Origin of the sequence: Streptomyces actinomycinicus, assembly GCF_016741775.1 — a bacterium.
Classification (GTDB): Bacteria; Actinomycetota; Actinomycetes; order Streptomycetales; family Streptomycetaceae; genus Streptomyces; species Streptomyces actinomycinicus.
Window position 1 is genome coordinate 278,201 of record NZ_JAERRK010000003.1, and the last position, 15,490, is coordinate 293,690.

Annotated in this window: 17 protein-coding genes; 6 read left to right on the forward strand and 11 right to left on the reverse strand. The window is 71.9% G+C overall.

The annotated features are described in order from the left end of the window. Positions 1–12: 12 nt before the first annotated feature. The 3 genes from JK359_RS08265 to JK359_RS08275 all read right to left on the reverse strand — a co-directional run bounded on the left by JK359_RS08265 (position 13) and on the right by JK359_RS08275 (position 2,069). A complete protein-coding gene (locus JK359_RS08265; protein WP_201833469.1) occupies positions 13–906 on the reverse strand; it encodes a YwqG family protein in 894 nt (297 codons plus the stop codon). 34 nt (positions 907–940) lie between these two features. Next, positions 941–1,336 (reverse strand): nitroreductase/quinone reductase family protein, encoded by a 396-nt coding sequence (locus JK359_RS08270; RefSeq protein ID WP_201833472.1) that lies wholly within the window; start codon positions 1,334–1,336, stop codon positions 941–943. A 172-nt stretch (positions 1,337–1,508) separates the two neighbouring features. After that, a complete protein-coding gene (locus JK359_RS08275) occupies positions 1,509–2,069 on the reverse strand; it encodes a hypothetical protein (RefSeq protein ID WP_201833474.1) in 561 nt (186 codons plus the stop codon). A 106-nt stretch (positions 2,070–2,175) separates the two neighbouring features. Here JK359_RS08275 and JK359_RS08280 point away from each other — a divergent pair, with 106 nt between their 5' ends. After that, positions 2,176–2,688, forward strand: a complete 513-nt coding sequence (locus tag JK359_RS08280; RefSeq protein ID WP_201833476.1) for a PadR family transcriptional regulator — start codon at positions 2,176–2,178, stop codon at positions 2,686–2,688. 22 nt (positions 2,689–2,710) lie between these two features. Here the strand turns inward: JK359_RS08280 and JK359_RS08285 are convergent, their stop codons facing one another. Further along, on the reverse strand, positions 2,711–4,099 hold the full coding sequence (locus tag JK359_RS08285; RefSeq protein ID WP_201833478.1) for a CehA/McbA family metallohydrolase: 1,389 nt from the start codon (positions 4,097–4,099) through the stop codon (positions 2,711–2,713). 298 nt (positions 4,100–4,397) lie between these two features. Between JK359_RS08285 and JK359_RS08290 the strand changes: the two genes are divergently transcribed. The 3 genes from JK359_RS08290 to JK359_RS08300 all read left to right on the forward strand — a co-directional run bounded on the left by JK359_RS08290 (position 4,398) and on the right by JK359_RS08300 (position 8,597). After that, a complete protein-coding gene (locus JK359_RS08290) occupies positions 4,398–5,243 on the forward strand; it encodes an LLM class F420-dependent oxidoreductase (protein WP_201833481.1) in 846 nt (281 codons plus the stop codon). Between the two features lie 145 nt (positions 5,244–5,388). After that, complete coding sequence (locus tag JK359_RS08295) at positions 5,389–7,974, forward strand: bifunctional FO biosynthesis protein CofGH (protein ID WP_201833483.1); 2,586 nt, start codon at positions 5,389–5,391, stop codon at positions 7,972–7,974. A gap of 59 nt (positions 7,975–8,033) precedes the next feature. Beyond that, positions 8,034–8,597: a hypothetical protein gene (locus tag JK359_RS08300; RefSeq protein ID WP_201833484.1), complete on the forward strand. Its 564-nt coding sequence runs from the start codon at positions 8,034–8,036 to the stop codon at positions 8,595–8,597. Between the two features lie 30 nt (positions 8,598–8,627). Here the strand turns inward: JK359_RS08300 and JK359_RS08305 are convergent, their stop codons facing one another. Together JK359_RS08305 and JK359_RS39805 are read right to left on the reverse strand one after the other, a co-directional pair. Further along, positions 8,628–9,161, reverse strand: a complete 534-nt coding sequence (locus JK359_RS08305) for a DUF2165 domain-containing protein (protein WP_236677474.1) — start codon at positions 9,159–9,161, stop codon at positions 8,628–8,630. Positions 9,162–9,295: 134 nt separating this feature from the next. Further along, positions 9,296–9,421 (reverse strand): hypothetical protein, encoded by a 126-nt coding sequence (locus JK359_RS39805; RefSeq protein WP_269138976.1) that lies wholly within the window; start codon positions 9,419–9,421, stop codon positions 9,296–9,298. 340 nt (positions 9,422–9,761) lie between these two features. Between JK359_RS39805 and JK359_RS08310 the strand changes: the two genes are divergently transcribed. Beyond that, positions 9,762–10,589, forward strand: coding sequence for a helix-turn-helix domain-containing protein (locus JK359_RS08310; protein WP_307788013.1), 828 nt, complete (start codon positions 9,762–9,764; stop codon positions 10,587–10,589). On the opposite strand, the gene JK359_RS08315 is transcribed toward JK359_RS08310, so the two are convergent. Beyond that, the gene (locus tag JK359_RS08315; protein WP_201833485.1) at positions 10,569–10,817 is read right to left on the reverse strand and encodes a hypothetical protein; all 249 of its coding nucleotides are present in this window, start codon (positions 10,815–10,817) and stop codon (positions 10,569–10,571) included. The two genes, JK359_RS08310 and JK359_RS08315, sit on opposite strands and share 21 nt — an antisense overlap. 242 nt (positions 10,818–11,059) lie before the next feature. Between JK359_RS08315 and JK359_RS08320 the strand changes: the two genes are divergently transcribed. Further along, a complete protein-coding gene (locus JK359_RS08320) occupies positions 11,060–12,175 on the forward strand; it encodes an ADP-ribosylglycohydrolase family protein (RefSeq protein ID WP_201833486.1) in 1,116 nt (371 codons plus the stop codon). A gap of 18 nt (positions 12,176–12,193) precedes the next feature. Here JK359_RS08320 and JK359_RS08325 read toward each other — a convergent pair whose 3' ends face one another. The 4 genes from JK359_RS08325 to JK359_RS08340 all read right to left on the reverse strand — a co-directional run bounded on the left by JK359_RS08325 (position 12,194) and on the right by JK359_RS08340 (position 15,445). Beyond that, on the reverse strand, positions 12,194–12,379 hold the full coding sequence (locus JK359_RS08325; protein WP_201833487.1) for a hypothetical protein: 186 nt from the start codon (positions 12,377–12,379) through the stop codon (positions 12,194–12,196). Positions 12,380–12,463: 84 nt separating this feature from the next. Next, on the reverse strand, positions 12,464–12,862 hold the full coding sequence (locus JK359_RS08330) for a hypothetical protein (RefSeq protein ID WP_201833488.1): 399 nt from the start codon (positions 12,860–12,862) through the stop codon (positions 12,464–12,466). Between the two features lie 101 nt (positions 12,863–12,963). Further along, positions 12,964–14,529, reverse strand: a complete 1,566-nt coding sequence (locus JK359_RS08335) for a sodium:solute symporter family protein (RefSeq protein WP_201833489.1) — start codon at positions 14,527–14,529, stop codon at positions 12,964–12,966. Between the two features lie 127 nt (positions 14,530–14,656). After that, the gene (locus JK359_RS08340; RefSeq protein WP_201833491.1) at positions 14,657–15,445 is read right to left on the reverse strand and encodes an SDR family oxidoreductase; all 789 of its coding nucleotides are present in this window, start codon (positions 15,443–15,445) and stop codon (positions 14,657–14,659) included. Between the last annotated feature and the right edge of the window lie 45 nt (positions 15,446–15,490).

Here is a 15,490-nt window from a genome sequence, read left to right on the forward strand (position 1 = left end):
CGGCCGCCCGGCTCACTGGGTGAAGAGCGACGCGGGGTGCCGGGGGTCCGCCGAGCAGGTGTACAGGCCCGCGTGACCGCCCCGGCCGACCGTCATGCCGGTCGGTTCGCGGGCCGCCTCCTCCTGCGACGTGTGCGGCTCCAGGTGGCGTTCCTCGAGGGGCCGGAAGCGGTGCGGCAGGCCCTCGGGGCCGAAGGGGCCCGGCTGGTACTCGCACGTGTCGCACTGGAGGAAGAGTTCCAGCGGAGCACCGCAGGCACCGCAGTCGAGCCGCCGGGGCATGTCCGTGACGCCCCAGCCCATGCTGCCGCCCAGCTTCCAGCCGGGTATCACCGAGACGTCGTCGGACAGCCCCCGCTCGTCCAGCCAGGCCTCGAACCGCTCCGCCAGGCCCGCCGGCAGTTCCTCGTGCCACGGGTACTCGGTCAGCCGCTCCGGATGCAGCAGGCACGCGCGCGGGACCATGTCCTCGTCGTAGGCCCAGTGGTCCTCGGGATCCGGCTGCCGGGTGAGCGGATCGGTCACGTCGGCGGCCCGGCGCCAGAACAGCCGGCAGGCCTGGCCCCAGCCCTCCGGGTGCGGCTGGTCGTGCCAGTCGGGGCACCACAGCAGCTGGACGAGGTCGGTGCCCGCCGGGAACCGGATCCCGGGGAAGTCCGCCGCCGTGAACTGGGCCACCGCGACCAGCGGGTACGGGCCCTCCGGGCGGCCGTTGACGTCCTTGTGCCCGGTGCACTCCGGCCAGGGCTCGGCCGCCGGCCACCACAGCGGGCCCCCGAGGTGGCTGTCGCGCGGACCGGGTGTGCCGCGCCGCGGATGCAGCCGGACGGTGGTGCGCGCGTGGGGTGCCAGCTCCGGGAAGTCGACGGCCGGGTCGACGGCGGAGGGTGCGGTGGTGAGGTTCACGCGCGCAGTGTGGCAGACCCGCCGGGCCCGTCCCTCAGTCCGTCAGGTCCACCCGTACCGTCAGCAGGTCCGTGCCGAACGCGCGGACGGCCGCGCTGTTGAAGCGGGGCAGGGTGCGCAGCCGGGCCAGGGCGTCGTCGTCGGGGAGGAGGTGGGCGGTGCCGTGGTGCCAGCGGCCGGCGATGCGGACGCGCACCTCGGGACGGGCCTGGATGTTGCGCACGTACTGCGACCTGAGGCCGAACTCCGAGACCAGCCAGAAGGAGTCCCCGACCCGGCGCCCGCCGACCGGGGTCTGCCGGGGCAGGCCGGACGTGCGCCCGGTGGTCTCCAGCAGGGTCTGGAAGGGCAGCCGCCGGTTGAGCGGGTTGGCGAGGTGCCGCTGGAAGCGGGTCACGATGCGGTGCTTGCGGTCGGCGCGGCCTGACATGTCTGAGGTTCTCCTGCTCTTCCCCGGCACGGCCTTGCGCACTGCGGGGATGCCGTGGCGGCCCCCGTGCGGGGCGCGCGTCGCGTTCACGGTCGGGTGCGGACGCGTGCCAGCCTCCCGCGCGGCCGCGAGGCAGGCAACGGGGGGCCCGGCAACGGGAGCCGGGCGGTGGTCAGCGGATCGGCTGCGCGGCCTTCGCCTGGACGTGGGCGACGTAGCGGACGGTGAAGACCATCGGGAGGACGAAGCCGGCGACCTGGATCAGGGTGGCGGCCGTCGAGTGGCCGTGTCCGGCGTGGGCGGCCACGGCGAGGGCACCGGCCGTCAGGGCGAACGCGGTGGTCCACACACCGGTGATGATCACGTTGGTCCGGACGAACGGCTTCAGGGACCACAGCTCGCGGGGGGTGGTGCGCTTGGCGATCCCCAGGGTGAACGGCCGGCCTGCCGCGAGCGAGAGGCCGGCGATGACGGCGAGGGTGCCGGAAGAGAGGGCGGCGGAGTAGTCGTGCACGCCCGAGTGCGGATCGGCGAAGGCGACGGCCGCGAGGACGGCGAAGAAGACCGCGGAGCCCGTCTCGATGACCAGGGCGTCGAACCCGGTGCCCGACCGCTTCTCCCGGGCTATGAGTGCGACGGAGACCGCCAGGGCGGCCAGGGCGCCCCACTGCCAGTCCCCCGAGGGGAAGACGGCGAAGACGATCCACGGCAGGAAGGTGCGCAGGTACGACATGGGATCCCCCGATCGGTCCGGTTCACAGGCTTGAGTTCCTGTTTCGACATGTCAAAAGTAGAAGGTCGTGCCTCGACATGTCAATACTGGAAGGTAAGGTGGCGGTATGAGCCTCAGACACGCACTGCTCGGCCTGCTGTCGGAGCGTTCCGCCAGCGGCTACGACCTGTTGAAGACGTTCGACACCTCACTGGCCAACGTCTGGCCCGCGACCCAGAGCCAGATCTACACCGAGCTGACCAAGCTGGCCGGCTCCGGGCTGATCACCGTGGCCGCCGAGGGCCCGCGCGGCCGCAAGGAGTACGCCCTCACCGGCGCGGGCATGGCCGAGCTGCGCCAGTGGCTGACCGAGACCCGGCCGCAGCGCAACACCCGCAGCGACCTCCTGCTGCGGGTCTTCTTCCTCGGCGTGCTCGAACCCGCCCAGGCGCGTGCCTACCTGACCGGTCTGATCGAGATGTCCCGTACGGAGCACGAGCAGTTGCGGCAGCTCGCCGACTCCATCGACTGGGACGACGGCAACCTCTCGGTCCACGGCCGGATCGCCCTCGAGTACGGCCTGCGCTTCAACGCGATGCGCCGGGAGTGGGCCGAGTGGGCCGCGGAGCAGATCGGCTAGCGGCCGGGTACGGGTGCCCGACTCACCGGCCCAGGAACACCGGGTTGGTGAAGGCCGCCATCACCCCCGGCACCGGCCCGGCCGCCGTCTCGTGCCGCAGCTCCGCCCGGACGTAGGCCGCGTACGCCGGAGTGGTCCGCCACTCCACCGTGCCCGTGCCCGAGACGGGCAGCGGCCCGCCGGTGAACAGCACGCCCTGGTCGGTGACGAACCGGACCGAGCAGCGCGGCCCGCCCGTCACCTCCAGCCGGACGGTCACCGCGGTGCCGGGTCCGGCCGCCAACCGCTCACCGATGCCCGCCCGTTCACCTCCCTCGGCCGTCACCGAGAAGGCCAGCGAGACGTTCCTGGACTCGGCCACGTACGACCGGCCCGCCCGCAGCCCCTCCTGGACGGCCTCCCTGGTCAGCTCGTCGGCGAGGACGACCGTCTGCGGCATGCCGACCACGTCCGGGTCGCGGTGCGCGTCGCTGTCGCCCATCGCCGGCAGCCACGCCCGATCGCCCCGCACCGATGCGACCAGCTGCGCGTCCCAGGCGGCCAGGGTCACCTCGTCGTCGGGCGTCCAGGCCCCGTTCCACACCTCGACGACGTCCGCCTCCGCGAACCCGAACCTCCAGCCGCAGCCCACACAGGTGGCGTGCGGATGGGCCGGTACGACCAGACCGCCGGCCCGGTGGATCGCCCGTGCGAAGTGGGCCCAGCGGTTGTCCCGGGCCCGGTAGCGCCAGTCGACGAAGGTGCCCGGCTCGATGCCGAGCGCCAGGACGTGTCCGTTCCTGGTCGTGACCTCCTCTCCGAGCAGCACCAGCAGGTCGTCGCCGGCGGCGTCGGCCCAGTGTGCGTGCGACGCGTTGGTGTTGTGGTCGGAGCTGTTGATGAAGTCCAGCCCGGCCGCGCGGGCCAGGTCCGCGATCTCCGCCGGGGTGCGGCGGCCGTCGGAGTGCCAGGAGTGCAGGTGGCAGTCACCCCGGTACCAGTCCCGGCCCCGCCCCGGGGCCCCGCCGGGCGGATACACCGGCTCCGGCGCCCGCCCGCTCTCCCCGGCGGTCAGCGTGACCGTCACCTCGTACGACAGCCCCTGTGGCGCCACCGTGTAGGGGCCGAGCGCGATGTGCCAGGTGCCGGGGTGCAGCGGTCCGGGGAGGTAGCCGGGCGTCGCCTCGTCGGCCCGCACGGAGAACTCCGTCCGGGCGCCCCCCGACCAGCCCCGGAAGCCCCGGCCGCCCAGCTCGGTACCCCGGCTGTCGAAGAGCCCGATGTCGAGGGCGTTGCCGGGGGTGCCGGCCGGGACGGGGGGCCTGTCGTAGGTGTAGGAGACGTGCAGCTCGGCTGTGCCCGGCGGGACTTCGACCGGGAGGTAGACGTAGTCGGGGGAGCCCGGGGGGAGGGTGCCGCGGAAGCTCGTCACACCCTCAACGTAAGCCGCCCGGGCGGCACGAGGAACAGCGCAACGAGCCACAGTCGGCCCGCACCGGCGGAGGGCCGTCGGCCACCTCCCGCCGCCACCTCCCGCCGCCACCTTCCACCACCACCTCCCGCCGCCACCTTCCACCACCACCTCCCGCCGGGCCGGCCACCCTCCGGTGCCACCCCCCCCTGCGGCCACCCCACGCTCACGCGGTCACCTCACGCGGCCGGCTCCCGCGGACCGCGAACACCAACCAGTCGGTATGGACAGTCCGTAGTGCAGCCGGTACAGATGACCCATGCGTATCGCCGTCACGATCTTCCTCACGGACGAGACCATCACCCCCGCCCGGCTCGCGCGTGAGCTGGAAACCCGCGGCTTCGCCGGCCTCTACCTCCCCGAACACACCCACATCCCCGTCGAGCGCACCACCCCGTACCCGGCCGGCGGCGACCTGCCCCGCGAGTACGGCCGCACCCTCGACCCGTTCGTCGCCCTCGCCCAGGCCGCGGCCGTCACCCGGCGGCTGGCGCTCGGCACCGGCATCACCCTGGTCGCCCAGCACGACCCGATCGCCCTGGCCAAGCAGATCGCCACCCTCGACCACCTCTCCGGCGGTCGCTTCACCCTCGGCCTCGGCTTCGGCTGGAACGTCGAGGAGGCCGCCGACCACGGCGTCGAGTGGCGCGAACGCCGGGAACTGGTCCGGGACCGGATGGGCCTCATGCGCGCCCTGTGGTCCGAGGAACCGGCCGGTCACACAGGGCGGTTCGGCGGTGTCCGGCCGAGCTACGCGTTCCCCAAGCCGGTGCAGAAGCCGCGGGGTCCGGTGGTGGGGCCGCGCACGCTCGTCGGCGGGGCAGCGGGGCCCGGGCTGTTCGCGCACATCGCCGAGTACGCGGACGGCTGGATGCCGATCGGCGGGCGCGGTCTCACCGAGTCCCTGCCGGTGCTGCGATCCGTATGGGCGGACGCCGGCCGCGACCCGTCCGCGCTCCAGATCGTCCCGTACGCGGTCCTGCCGTCCCCGGGCAAGCTCGCGCACTACGCGGAGTCGGGCATCGGGGAGGTGGTGCTCCAACTCCCGCCGGCGCAGGAGGAGGAGGTGCTGCGGGTGCTCGACGGATACGCCGAGTACGTGTGAGCGGAGGGCGGCGACGGCCGGCTCGGCGGCGCGGGGCACCGCCCGACCAGCCGGGACGGACCCGCACCCGCCGACGCGCTGCCCCCCCCCGGAGCCGGCTCCCCGACCTCGCCGAACCGGCGTAGCCCCTACGTATGCTCAAGAGATGACGACTTCCGCGACCCCCGGAACCGGCCCCACCGAGAACTCCATGCGTCGCGCCCTCAAACGCGCCCGGGACGGCGTCGCCCTCGACGTCGCCGAGGCGTCGGTCCTGCTCCAGGCGCGCGGCGAGGCCCTCACCGACCTCGCCGCGTCCGCCGCCCGGGTACGGGACGCGGGCCTTGAGGCGGCGGGCAGGTCCGGCGTCATCACGTACTCGAAGAGCGTCTTCATCCCCCTCACCCGGCTGTGCCGGGACAAGTGCCACTACTGCACCTTCGTCACCGTCCCCGGCAAGCTGCGCCGCGCCGGGCACGGCTTGTTCATGTCCCCGGACGAGGTGCTGGACATCGCCCGCAAGGGTGCCGCCCTCGGCTGCAAGGAAGCCCTGATCACGCTCGGCGACAAGCCCGAGGACCGCTGGCCCGAGGCGCGCGAGTGGCTCGACGCGCACGGTTACGACGACACCATCGCCTATGTCCGGGCCGTCTCCATCCGCATCCTGGAGGAGACGGGCCTGCTGCCCCACCTCAACCCGGGAGTGATGAGCTGGACGGACTTCCAGCGCCTGAAGCCGGTCGCGCCGAGCATGGGCATGATGCTGGAGACGACCGCCGAGCGGCTCTGGTCCGAGCCCGGCGGCCCGCACCACGGCTCCCCGGACAAGGAACCGGCCGTACGGCTGCGGGTGCTGGAGGACGCGGGCCGCTCCTCCGTCCCCTTCACCTCCGGCCTGCTCATCGGCATCGGCGAGACCTACGAGGAGCGCGCCGAGTCCCTGTTCGCCCTGCGGAAGGTCTCCCGCGCCTACCACGGCATCCAGGAACTGATCATCCAGAACTTCCGCGCCAAGCCGGACACGGCGATGCGCGGCATGCCGGACGCCGAACTGGACGAGCTGGTCGCCACGGTGGCCGTGGCCCGGCACATCATGGGCCCGAGCGCCTGCCTCCAGGCCCCGCCGAACCTCGTCGACTCCGAGTACGAGCGGCTGATCGGTGCCGGCATCGACGACTGGGGCGGGGTGTCGCCCCTGACCATCGACCACGTCAACCCCGAGCGCCCCTGGCCGCAGATCGAGGAACTCGCCGAGAAGTCCCGGGCGGCCGGCTTCGAACTGCGTGAACGCCTCTGCGTCTACCCGGAGTTCGTCCGCCGTGGCGAGCCCTGGCTGGACCCCAGGCTGCGCCCGCACGTCGACGCCCTGGCCGACCCGCGGACGGGCCTGGCCCGCCCGGACGCGGTTGTCCAGGGCCACCCGTGGCAGGAGCCCGAGGAGGTCTTCGTCGCGTCCGGCCGTACGGACCTGCACGCCGCCGTCGACACCGAGGGCCGCACGGGCGACCGGCGCGCCGACTTCGACGAGGTGTACGGCGACTGGGAGGCGCTGCGCGAGGCGGCGGCCCCCGGCATGGCGCCGGAGCGCATCGAGGCCGACGTGCGCGAGGCGCTGCGCACCGCGGCCGACGACCCGACCCGGCTGACCGACGCCGAGGCCCTGGCCCTGCTGCACGCGGACGGCCCGGCGCTCGACGCGCTGTGCCGGGTCGCCGACGACGTCCGCCGGTCGGCCGTCGGCGACGACGTCACCTACATCGTCACCCGCAACATCAACTTCACCAACGTCTGTTACACCGGCTGCCGCTTCTGCGCCTTCGCACAGCGCCGCACCGACGCCGACGCGTACACGCTCTCGCTGGAGCAGGTCGCGGACCGCGCACAGCAGGCCTGGGAGGTGGGCGCGGTCGAGGTGTGCATGCAGGGCGGCATCCACCCGGACCTGCCCGGCACGGCGTACTTCGACATCGCGAAGGCGGTCAAGTCCCGAGTCCCGGGCATGCACGTGCACGCCTTCTCCCCGATGGAGGTGGTGAACGGCGCGACCCGGACGGGCATGTCGATCCGGGAGTGGCTCTCCGCCGCCAAGGAGTCCGGCCTGGACACCATCCCCGGTACGGCCGCGGAGATCCTGGACGACGAGGTCCGCTGGGTGCTGACCAAGGGCAAGCTGCCCACGGCCACCTGGACCGAGGTCGTCACGACGGCGCACGAGCTGGGCATCCGCTCCTCGTCCACGATGATGTACGGCCACGTCGACCAGCCCCGCCACTGGCTGGGCCACCTGCGCACCCTGGCCCGGATCCAGCGCGAGACGGGCGGCTTCACGGAGTTCGTGACCCTGCCCTTCATCCACACCAACGCGCCGGTCTACCTGGCGGGCATCTCCCGCCCCGGCCCGACGATGCGGGACAACAGGGCGGTCACCGCGATGGCCCGGCTGCTCCTCCACCCCTGGATCCCCAACATCCAGACAAGCTGGGTGAAACTGGGCACGGAGGGGGCGGCCGAGATGCTCCGATCCGGCGCCAACGACCTGGGCGGCACCCTCATGGAGGAGACGATCTCCCGGATGGCGGGCTCGTCGTACGGCTCGTACAAGTCGGTCCGCGACCTGGTGGCGGTGGCCGAGTCGGCGGGCCGCCCGGCCAGGCCCCGCACCACGCTCTACGGCGAGGTCCCCGAGGAACGCCGACGGGCGGCGGAGGCCTCCGACGGACACCTGCCGGAGCTGCTGCCGGTCCTGGACTGAGTACGATGATCCGACCCACGGTCCCGTACGGGGACCCGTAGCGGAGGAGATGCGTACCCGTGGCTGCCCGACTGCCCTCGTGGGCCTGGGTCACCGGTCTGACAGCGGGAGCGACCGCGGCCGTGGTCGTCCTCGCCGTTCAGGCGGACCACGGGCCGCATCCCACGGCCGCGGTGACGCGGCCCAGCGCGTCGGCGTCGCCGCACCCGCACGCGACCGTGACACCGAAGGAACCGGCGGATCCCGCCCTGCCGGACCAGTCCGGGGACGGCCGGCGGATCGTCTACTCGGTGGGCGAGAAGCGGGTCTGGCTGGTCGACGCGACCGGCCGGGCGACCCGCACGTTCACGGTGTGGCCGGGCACGGTCAGCCCGCAGCCCGGCCGCTACTCGATCACCCTGCGCACCCAGTCCCTCAAGGGCTCGGACGGCGTGGAGATCGAGCACGTCATGTACTTCACCAAGGTGTCCGGTGTGAACGTCGCCTTCTCCAACGCCCTCGACGGCGCGTCGCCGCCGCCGGCCAACGGCCAGAAGCTGGGCGGCATCCGCATGCACAAGGAGGACGGCGCCGCGCTCTGGTCCTTCGGCGATCAGGGCACCAAGGTGGCCGTCGTCGACTAGCGTCCGTTCAGGACGCCGAGGTGGCGGTCGTCAACTGGCGTCCCGCCGCGCGGCGGGCAGCTGGTTGACGATCAACGCCACCCCGCTGAGCAGGAACACCCGGGCCGCAGCGTCCAGCCCGTTCCAGGTCTTCGACTGCCACATCGAGAACCACTCACCGCCGATCGCGATGAATCCGGCGCCGAAGAGCAGCAGGAGCATCAGCAGCCCGTAGGTGGAGAACCGCCGGGCGCGGTCGTCGTCGCGCCGCGCCCAGAGCCACGTCCCCCAGATCAGCACGAGCGCCGAAACCGTCTCCCAGGCGATGATCAGCACATAGGCCGTGTCCTGCAGGGCGGTGCTCGTGATCGCCCGCCACATCAGGTCGTCGTCCTGGAAGGTCGTGTCCATCGCCAGCACGTGCCGCACGAACTGCTGGTTGGTCCCGAAGTCGGTGATGTTCCCCAGGGCGACCAGGGCGATGTAGAGCGCGAGTATGCCGGTGAGCACACCGGCGGCCAGGGCGGCTGCGGTACCTGAGGCGCGTGTGGTGGCAGTGCCGGAAGATGTGGGGGTGGTGGTCATGGCTGGATTCTCCCCGACGGGAGTCGCCTTCCCCCACCCGCATTGCGTCAGAATCACAAGGGAGTTGGCCGATCGGCGTGCGGCGCCCCGCCCGTGCCGGACGGAGCACGGAGGGGACGCGGCTGCCGGGACGATCAGCCCTCCGGCAGCTGCGCCTTCAGCTTCCGCAGATCGCGGGCGTCGAGGCCGAGGGCCTTCTCCTGGTACGCGGAGAGGGAACCGTAGCCTCCCGTCTCACCCCGCCGTGTCCGTGTCGTCACGCGTCCGGGCAGGGACCCCCGGCGAGCCGGGTCCCGCCTATCCGCGACCCGGTGAACACGGCGCGCTTGGTGCGGACTTGGGGTGATGTGTCGTACCGGGTCGTGGCGGGGTGTGACCCGGTGGCCCCCGACCCCGGAAGACCAAAGAACCGGGGAAAGAACCGAACCCGCCCCCACCGCCCCCGTCGATCACCCGCCGGAGTGAATATGCCCAACGCAACTGGCGCGGCACAGCAGTTGTCGTGCAGTGTCGGCGACGACCACCCGGACATGCATCGGCCCTCGCCGGGACTGGCATCCCAGTGCGAGGGCCTGATCACCAAGGAAAAGCAACTTCCTCGTGACTGACAAGCAGCGTAACGCGTCCGCGCGCCCCAAGACCCGGCATTCGTCCGGCGTCACCCACGTGAACGAACCCCACCACGACAACTTCACCGTGGTCGGCAATCATCTGGCTCAGCACGCCGAGCTGTCGCTCGTGGCCATCGGCCTGGCGCTGCACATCCAGTCGCTGCCGGAGGGCACCCCGATCGGCATCAAGGCGCTGGCGGCGAAGTTCCCCGAGGGGGAGATCCGGATCGCCGCGGCATTGCGCGAGCTGGAGGAACACGGATACCTCTCGCGTCCCAGGGAGCGTCTTCAATCGGGACAGGTGACGACCCGGACGATCTCGTACAACCGGCCGAGGCTCGCCGTGGCCGCAGCGGCCCCCGTCCCCGACCCGACCGGGTCGACCCGGTCGGCCCGCCCGGCCCCGCCGGCTCAACCTGCCCGCCCGGCCGAACCGAAGGTGCCCGCGCCACCGCGCACAGCCACCGACCTCCTGGCGGCCCTCCGCGCCCACGACTCCCGCCTGCTGCTCACCGAGCGGGACGTGCACCACCTGGCGCCGGCCGTCTCCGAGTGGCTGGAGCGGGGAGTGCCACCCACGGCCGTCGTCCGCACGCTCACGACCGGCCTGCCCCAGGACCCGATCAAGCACCCGGCGGCCTTCCTGCGGCACCGCCTCACCACGCAGCTGCCACCCCAACTCCCCGTGGCGCCACCCCGCCCGGCGCAGCACCGCCCCTCCCCACTCCAGACCTGCGACGGCTGCGACCGCGCCTTCCGCGCCCCGCACCCGGGCCGCTGCCGCGACTGCCGGCCGTCATCCGTGGCCGTGGCATGAACACCGCGTCGGGTGCCGGCGCTGATCCAGCAGTTCTTCGAAGCGACGACCAACGCCCGGCAGCCGCGGCAGCCTCGCGCCGCTGCGGGCCGTCGTGCACTCCTGGGCCGTATTCACCGGGATGACGACCGTCTTCAGCGTGCCGTAGGCCAGGGGATCGGTCGTGACCACGGTCTCCGCGTACTCCGACCACTCCCGTGCCGGCCACGCGGACCGGTCCGGCCCCATGGTCACCACCTTCGCCGGCTTCTTCGCGAGTTCGGGCTCGACCGCATCCGGGACGGCGTCGAAGCGCTTGTCGCCTCCGGCGCGTAGGGCCGGCCAGGGCCGACGGCGGCTTCGTGGCGGCGTCGATGGAGCAGCTGGCCGGAAATGACCCTTCAGGGGCGTTTCCGCCCGCTGAACGGACCGTTCCTGGTCGATTACAGTGCCTAGCGTCGTACGGGCGGACGGTGCCGTGAGGAGGTCTGGTGACGATGACGTCCGGTGCCGTCTGGGGCCGCGCCGAACAGCAGGACTTCCGCAGCAGGGTGCGCGGCACCCTGCTCGGCGGCGCCGTGGGCGACGCGCTGGGCGGGCCCGCCGACCCGCTGTCCCTGGAGGAGATCCGGGCCGCGTACGGCGGCGAGGGCCTGCTGGACCTGGCCTTCGGGCAAGGCCGGCGCGGCACGGTCACCCACCACACCCAGCTCACCCTGTTCACCGTCGACGGGCTGATCCGTGCCCAGGTGCGCCGCGACACCGGCGCCTGGCATCCGCCGACCGACCTGCACCGGGCGTATCTGCGCTGGGCGGCCACCCAGCGGGACTGGGGTCCCGACGAGCGCCGCAAGGACGACGGGTGGCTGGCCCGGGAGGAGTGGCTGTACGCCCGCCGTGACCCGACCCGGGCCCTGCTCATCGGGTTCGGCGACGAGACCATGGGCACGCTGGAGGTCCCGAAGAACCCCGGCGAGCTGGGACCGGAGGCCGTGACCCGCTCGGCGCCGTTCGGACTGCTGGTGGGCTGGGAGCCGCAGCTCGTCGTGCAGCTGGCCGTGGAGTGCGCGGCCCAGACCCACGGGCACCCGATCGCCTACCTCTCGGCGGGCGCGTACGCGGTGATCGTGCACGCGCTGGCCCGCGGCGACAGCCTGGACGGCGCGGTGCAGCGGGCCCTGGCCCTGCTCGCCGTCCGTCCCGGCCACCAGCCGGTCTCGGACGCACTGCAGCACGCACTCGGCGCGGTACGGCAGGGGATGCCGACTCCGGCGCGGGTGGAGGAGCTGGCCGGCGACGGCACGGCGGACGGCCTGCTGGCCGCGTCCGTGTACTGCGCGCTGGTGGGGGAGGACGTACGGCACGGCCTGTGCCTGGCGGTGAACCAGAGCGGTCCCTCGGCCGCCGCGGGTGCCCTCACCGGTGGTCTCCTGGGCGCCCTGCACGGCGAAACGGCCCTCCCCCCGGCCTGGCTGGCCGAGCTGGAGGGCCGCCCCACGATCCTGGAGCTGGCCGACGACTACGCGATGGAGATGACCCAGGGCCCGGCCCTGCACGGCCCCGCCGGCTCGTCACCGGGCTGGCTGGCCCGGTACCCGCGGGCCTGACCTCAGGCGCGCACGCGGTCAGGCGATGACGGCGTGGAAGAACAGGACGGCGGGGAAGAAGGCCGCCCCGCCCGTAAGGGCGGCTTCCTGCGGACTGGCGCCACCCCATGCCCGCAGGGCTGCCGCCGCGATGCTCACGAACAAGCTCAGCGCGAGGACGAGTGCGGTGCGCTGACTGAGCAGCGGATCACGATCGTTGGGCACGGAGGACTCCTGATGGGTGGCCGTAGACCCGCAACGGTAGCGCTGACGCACAGGAGTTGGGAAGTGATTCGGAGTAGTCCCAGCTCAGACCGGGTTCCTCAGACTCTGTAGCAGCCTGCCCGTCTCGGTGACGATCCAGAAGCTCCAGCCGTTCCGGTTGGGCTTCACTTGCGGGTTCAACGCCTGCAGGACGGCAGTGGCTGCGCCGCTCGGAGTGCGGTAATTACCGGCCGCCGGACCGGCGTTGATGGCCAGTGCGTGAGTGACCGGGTGGTATTCACCCTCGATCCGCACGCCGTCGTAGAGGGCATGCACCGCTACGCGCCGATCGTTCGCGGTCGGGGCCTGTGAGGCGGCCTCAGGACGCTGAAAGTGCTCGATCAGCTTGCGTACGGCCTCCGCAGGGCTCACGTTCCAGGCCCGTGCAAGCAAGTTGACCTGGGTGAACGTAGCGTCGTCCACGTCGTGGATGCTGTTGCTCATGCCCTCAGCCTACCCACCAGCGTGAGCAAAACGGAGAATTGTGAGGGCAGGCGAGACCTATGCCGGTCTCACCCGCCTGCTTCGCTCAAGGAGCCCGGCGACTATTCCTTCACCGCCGGTGCGATCACGTCGTCCCCGGCCCCCGCAGGCACCGGTGCCGCCGCCGCACCCCCGTCCGTGTTGACCCTCTCGATCACGGCCAGCCGCTCCGGGGTGTCCTCCGGCTTCACGTAGCCGATCAGGACGTACAGGAGCAGGGAGACCGCGAGCGGCACCGAGACCTGGTACTGGAGGGGGACTCCGCCGTCGACGTTCCAGTTGACGGGGTAGTTGACCAGCCAGAAGGCCAGCAGGCCCGCCGCCCAGCTGGTGAGGGCCGCGGTCGGGCCGGAGCGGCGGAACGGGCGGAGCAGGCCGAGCATCATCGGGATGGCGATCGGGCCCATCAGACCGGCCACCCACTTGATGACGACGGTGATGATGTCCTTGAAGGCGGGGGAGTCGACCTGGGTCGCCACCGCCATCGACAGACCGAGGAACACGACGGTCGTCACCCGGGCGGCGATCAGGCCCGACCGTTCGCCCCAGGCCCGTGCGCGGGACGACAGCACCGGCGCGACATCGCGGGTGAACACCGCCGCGATGGCGTTGGCGTCGGAGGAGCACATGGCCATGGTGTGCGAGAAGAAGCCGACGATGACCAGGCCCAGCAGGCCGTGCGGCAGCAGTTGTCCGGTCATCAGGGCGTACGCGTCCGAACCGTCCGGCTTCTGCGCGTGGACCAGGAGCGGGGACATCCACATCGGGAAGAACAGGACCACCGGCCACACCAGCCACAGGACCGCCGACAGCCGGGCGGAGCGCTCGGCCTGGCGGGCACTGCCCGTGGCCATGTAGCGCTGGGCCTGGTTGAGCATGCCGCCGTTGTACTCGAAGAGCTTGATGAACAGGAACGCCAGCAGGAACACCGTGCCGTACGGACCGACCAGCGGCTTGCCGTGCCCGTGCAGCGCCGGCTCGTCCCAGGCGCCGAAGAAGCCGATGTCCTTGTCGCTCAGCTTCATCACGACGGCCACGAACATCGAGATGCCGGCCAGCAACTGGATCACGAACTGCCCCAGTTCGGTCAGCGCGTCCGCCCACAGGCCGCCGATCGTGCAGTAGATCGCGGTGATGGCGCCGGTGATGAGGATGCCCTGGTTCAGGGACACCCCGGTGAACACGGACAACAGGGTCGCGATCGCCGCCCACTTGGCGCCCACGTCCACGATCTTCAGCAGCATGCCGGACCAGGCGAGTGCCTGCTGGGTGCGCAGGTCGTAGCGGTTCTTCAAGTACTCCAGCGGGGAGGCCACATGGAGCCGCGACCGCAGTCGGTTGATGCGCGGCGCGAACAGCTTCGACCCGATGGCGATGCCGAGCGCGATGGGGAAGGACCAGGTGATGAAGGAGGTGACGCCGTAGGTGTAGGCGATGCCCGCGTACCCGGTGAACATCACGGCGCTGTAGCCCGACATGTGGTGCGAGATGCCGGAGAGCCACCAGGGCATCTTGCCGCCGGCCGTGAAGAAGTCGGAGACGTTGTCCACGCGCTTGTGCGACCAGACGCCGATCGCGACCATCACACCGAAGTAGCCGATGAGCACGGCCCAGTCGAGACTGTTCATGTGCCCGATCGTGGGTGCGAGAACGTGAACACGACAAGCAAGGGGAAGGTCAAGTCACGGTAAAAGTGTTTGTGTGATTGACCTCTGTTCATGCACATGAACAAAGTGATGGGCGCTTCTCGGCCTCTCAGCGCATCAGCTCACCCGCGTTGACCAGCAGGGACTGACCCGTGATCGCCCGCGACCGGTCCGAGGCCAGGAACACCGCCGCGTCCGCGACATCCCCGTCGGTGGCCAGCTCCGGCAGAGCCATCCGCTCGCTCAGCCGGCTCAGCACCTCGTCCTCCGGCACCCCCTCCGTCTGCGCGGTGAACTGCACGTACGCCTGCACCGGCGGCCCCCACATCCAACCCGGCAGCACGGTGTTGACCCGGATCCGGTGCGGCCCCAGCTCCCGCGCCAGCGAGTACATCGCGCTGGTCAGCGCCCCCTTCGAGGCGGCGTACGCGGCCTGCCGCACCTGCGAGGGTGCGGCCACCGCCGACTGCGTCCCGATGAACACCACCGACCCGCCCCCGCCCGCCTTCAGTGCCGGCAGGCACGCCCGGGTCATCCGCAGTGTGCCCAGCAGGTTCACGTCGATGACCGACTGCCAGGTCGCGAAGTCGGCGTCCTCCAGCCCGCCGAAGTACGAGTCCCACGCCGCCACCTGCACCACGGCGTCGATCCCGCCGAACCGCTCCCGCGCCAGCGCGGCCAGAGCGTCGCACTGCCCCTCGTCGGTGATGTCGGTCGCCCGGTACGCCGTGCGCGCGCCGTCCGGATCGATCCCGGCGACGCTCTTGGCGAGGTTCGCCTCGGTGCGCGCCCCCAGTACCGCGTTCCCGCCGTCCCGTACGACGGCCGCCGCGACCTGATGACCGAGCCCGGCCCCGACCCCCGAGACGACGACGGTCTTGCCCGCGAGCAGAGACATTCCGGCCTCCCCGGCTATGGCGCTTCATCTGACGGAGCGTCAGAG

What these genes read in the sequence shown, in the direction of transcription:
- JK359_RS08330 (WP_201833488.1), bottom strand. Translation starts at nt 12,862, where the DNA reads ATGAGCAACAGCATCCACGACGTGGACGACGCTACGTTCACCCAGGTC.
- JK359_RS08270 (WP_201833472.1), bottom strand. Translation starts at nt 1,336, where the DNA reads ATGTCAGGCCGCGCCGACCGCAAGCACCGCATCGTGACCCGCTTCCAG.
- JK359_RS08335 (WP_201833489.1), bottom strand. Translation starts at nt 14,529, where the DNA reads ATGAACAGTCTCGACTGGGCCGTGCTCATCGGCTACTTCGGTGTGATG.
- JK359_RS08315 (WP_201833485.1), bottom strand. Translation starts at nt 10,817, where the DNA reads ATGGGGCCGGACCGGTCCGCGTGGCCGGCACGGGAGTGGTCGGAGTAC.
- JK359_RS08305 (WP_236677474.1), bottom strand. Translation starts at nt 9,161, where the DNA reads ATGACCACCACCCCCACATCTTCCGGCACTGCCACCACACGCGCCTCA.
- JK359_RS08280 (WP_201833476.1), top strand. Translation starts at nt 2,176, where the DNA reads ATGAGCCTCAGACACGCACTGCTCGGCCTGCTGTCGGAGCGTTCCGCC.
- JK359_RS08290 (WP_201833481.1), top strand. Translation starts at nt 4,398, where the DNA reads ATGCGTATCGCCGTCACGATCTTCCTCACGGACGAGACCATCACCCCC.
- JK359_RS08295 (WP_201833483.1), top strand. Translation starts at nt 5,389, where the DNA reads ATGACGACTTCCGCGACCCCCGGAACCGGCCCCACCGAGAACTCCATG.
- JK359_RS08275 (WP_201833474.1), bottom strand. Translation starts at nt 2,069, where the DNA reads ATGTCGTACCTGCGCACCTTCCTGCCGTGGATCGTCTTCGCCGTCTTC.
- JK359_RS08340 (WP_201833491.1), bottom strand. Translation starts at nt 15,445, where the DNA reads ATGTCTCTGCTCGCGGGCAAGACCGTCGTCGTCTCGGGGGTCGGGGCC.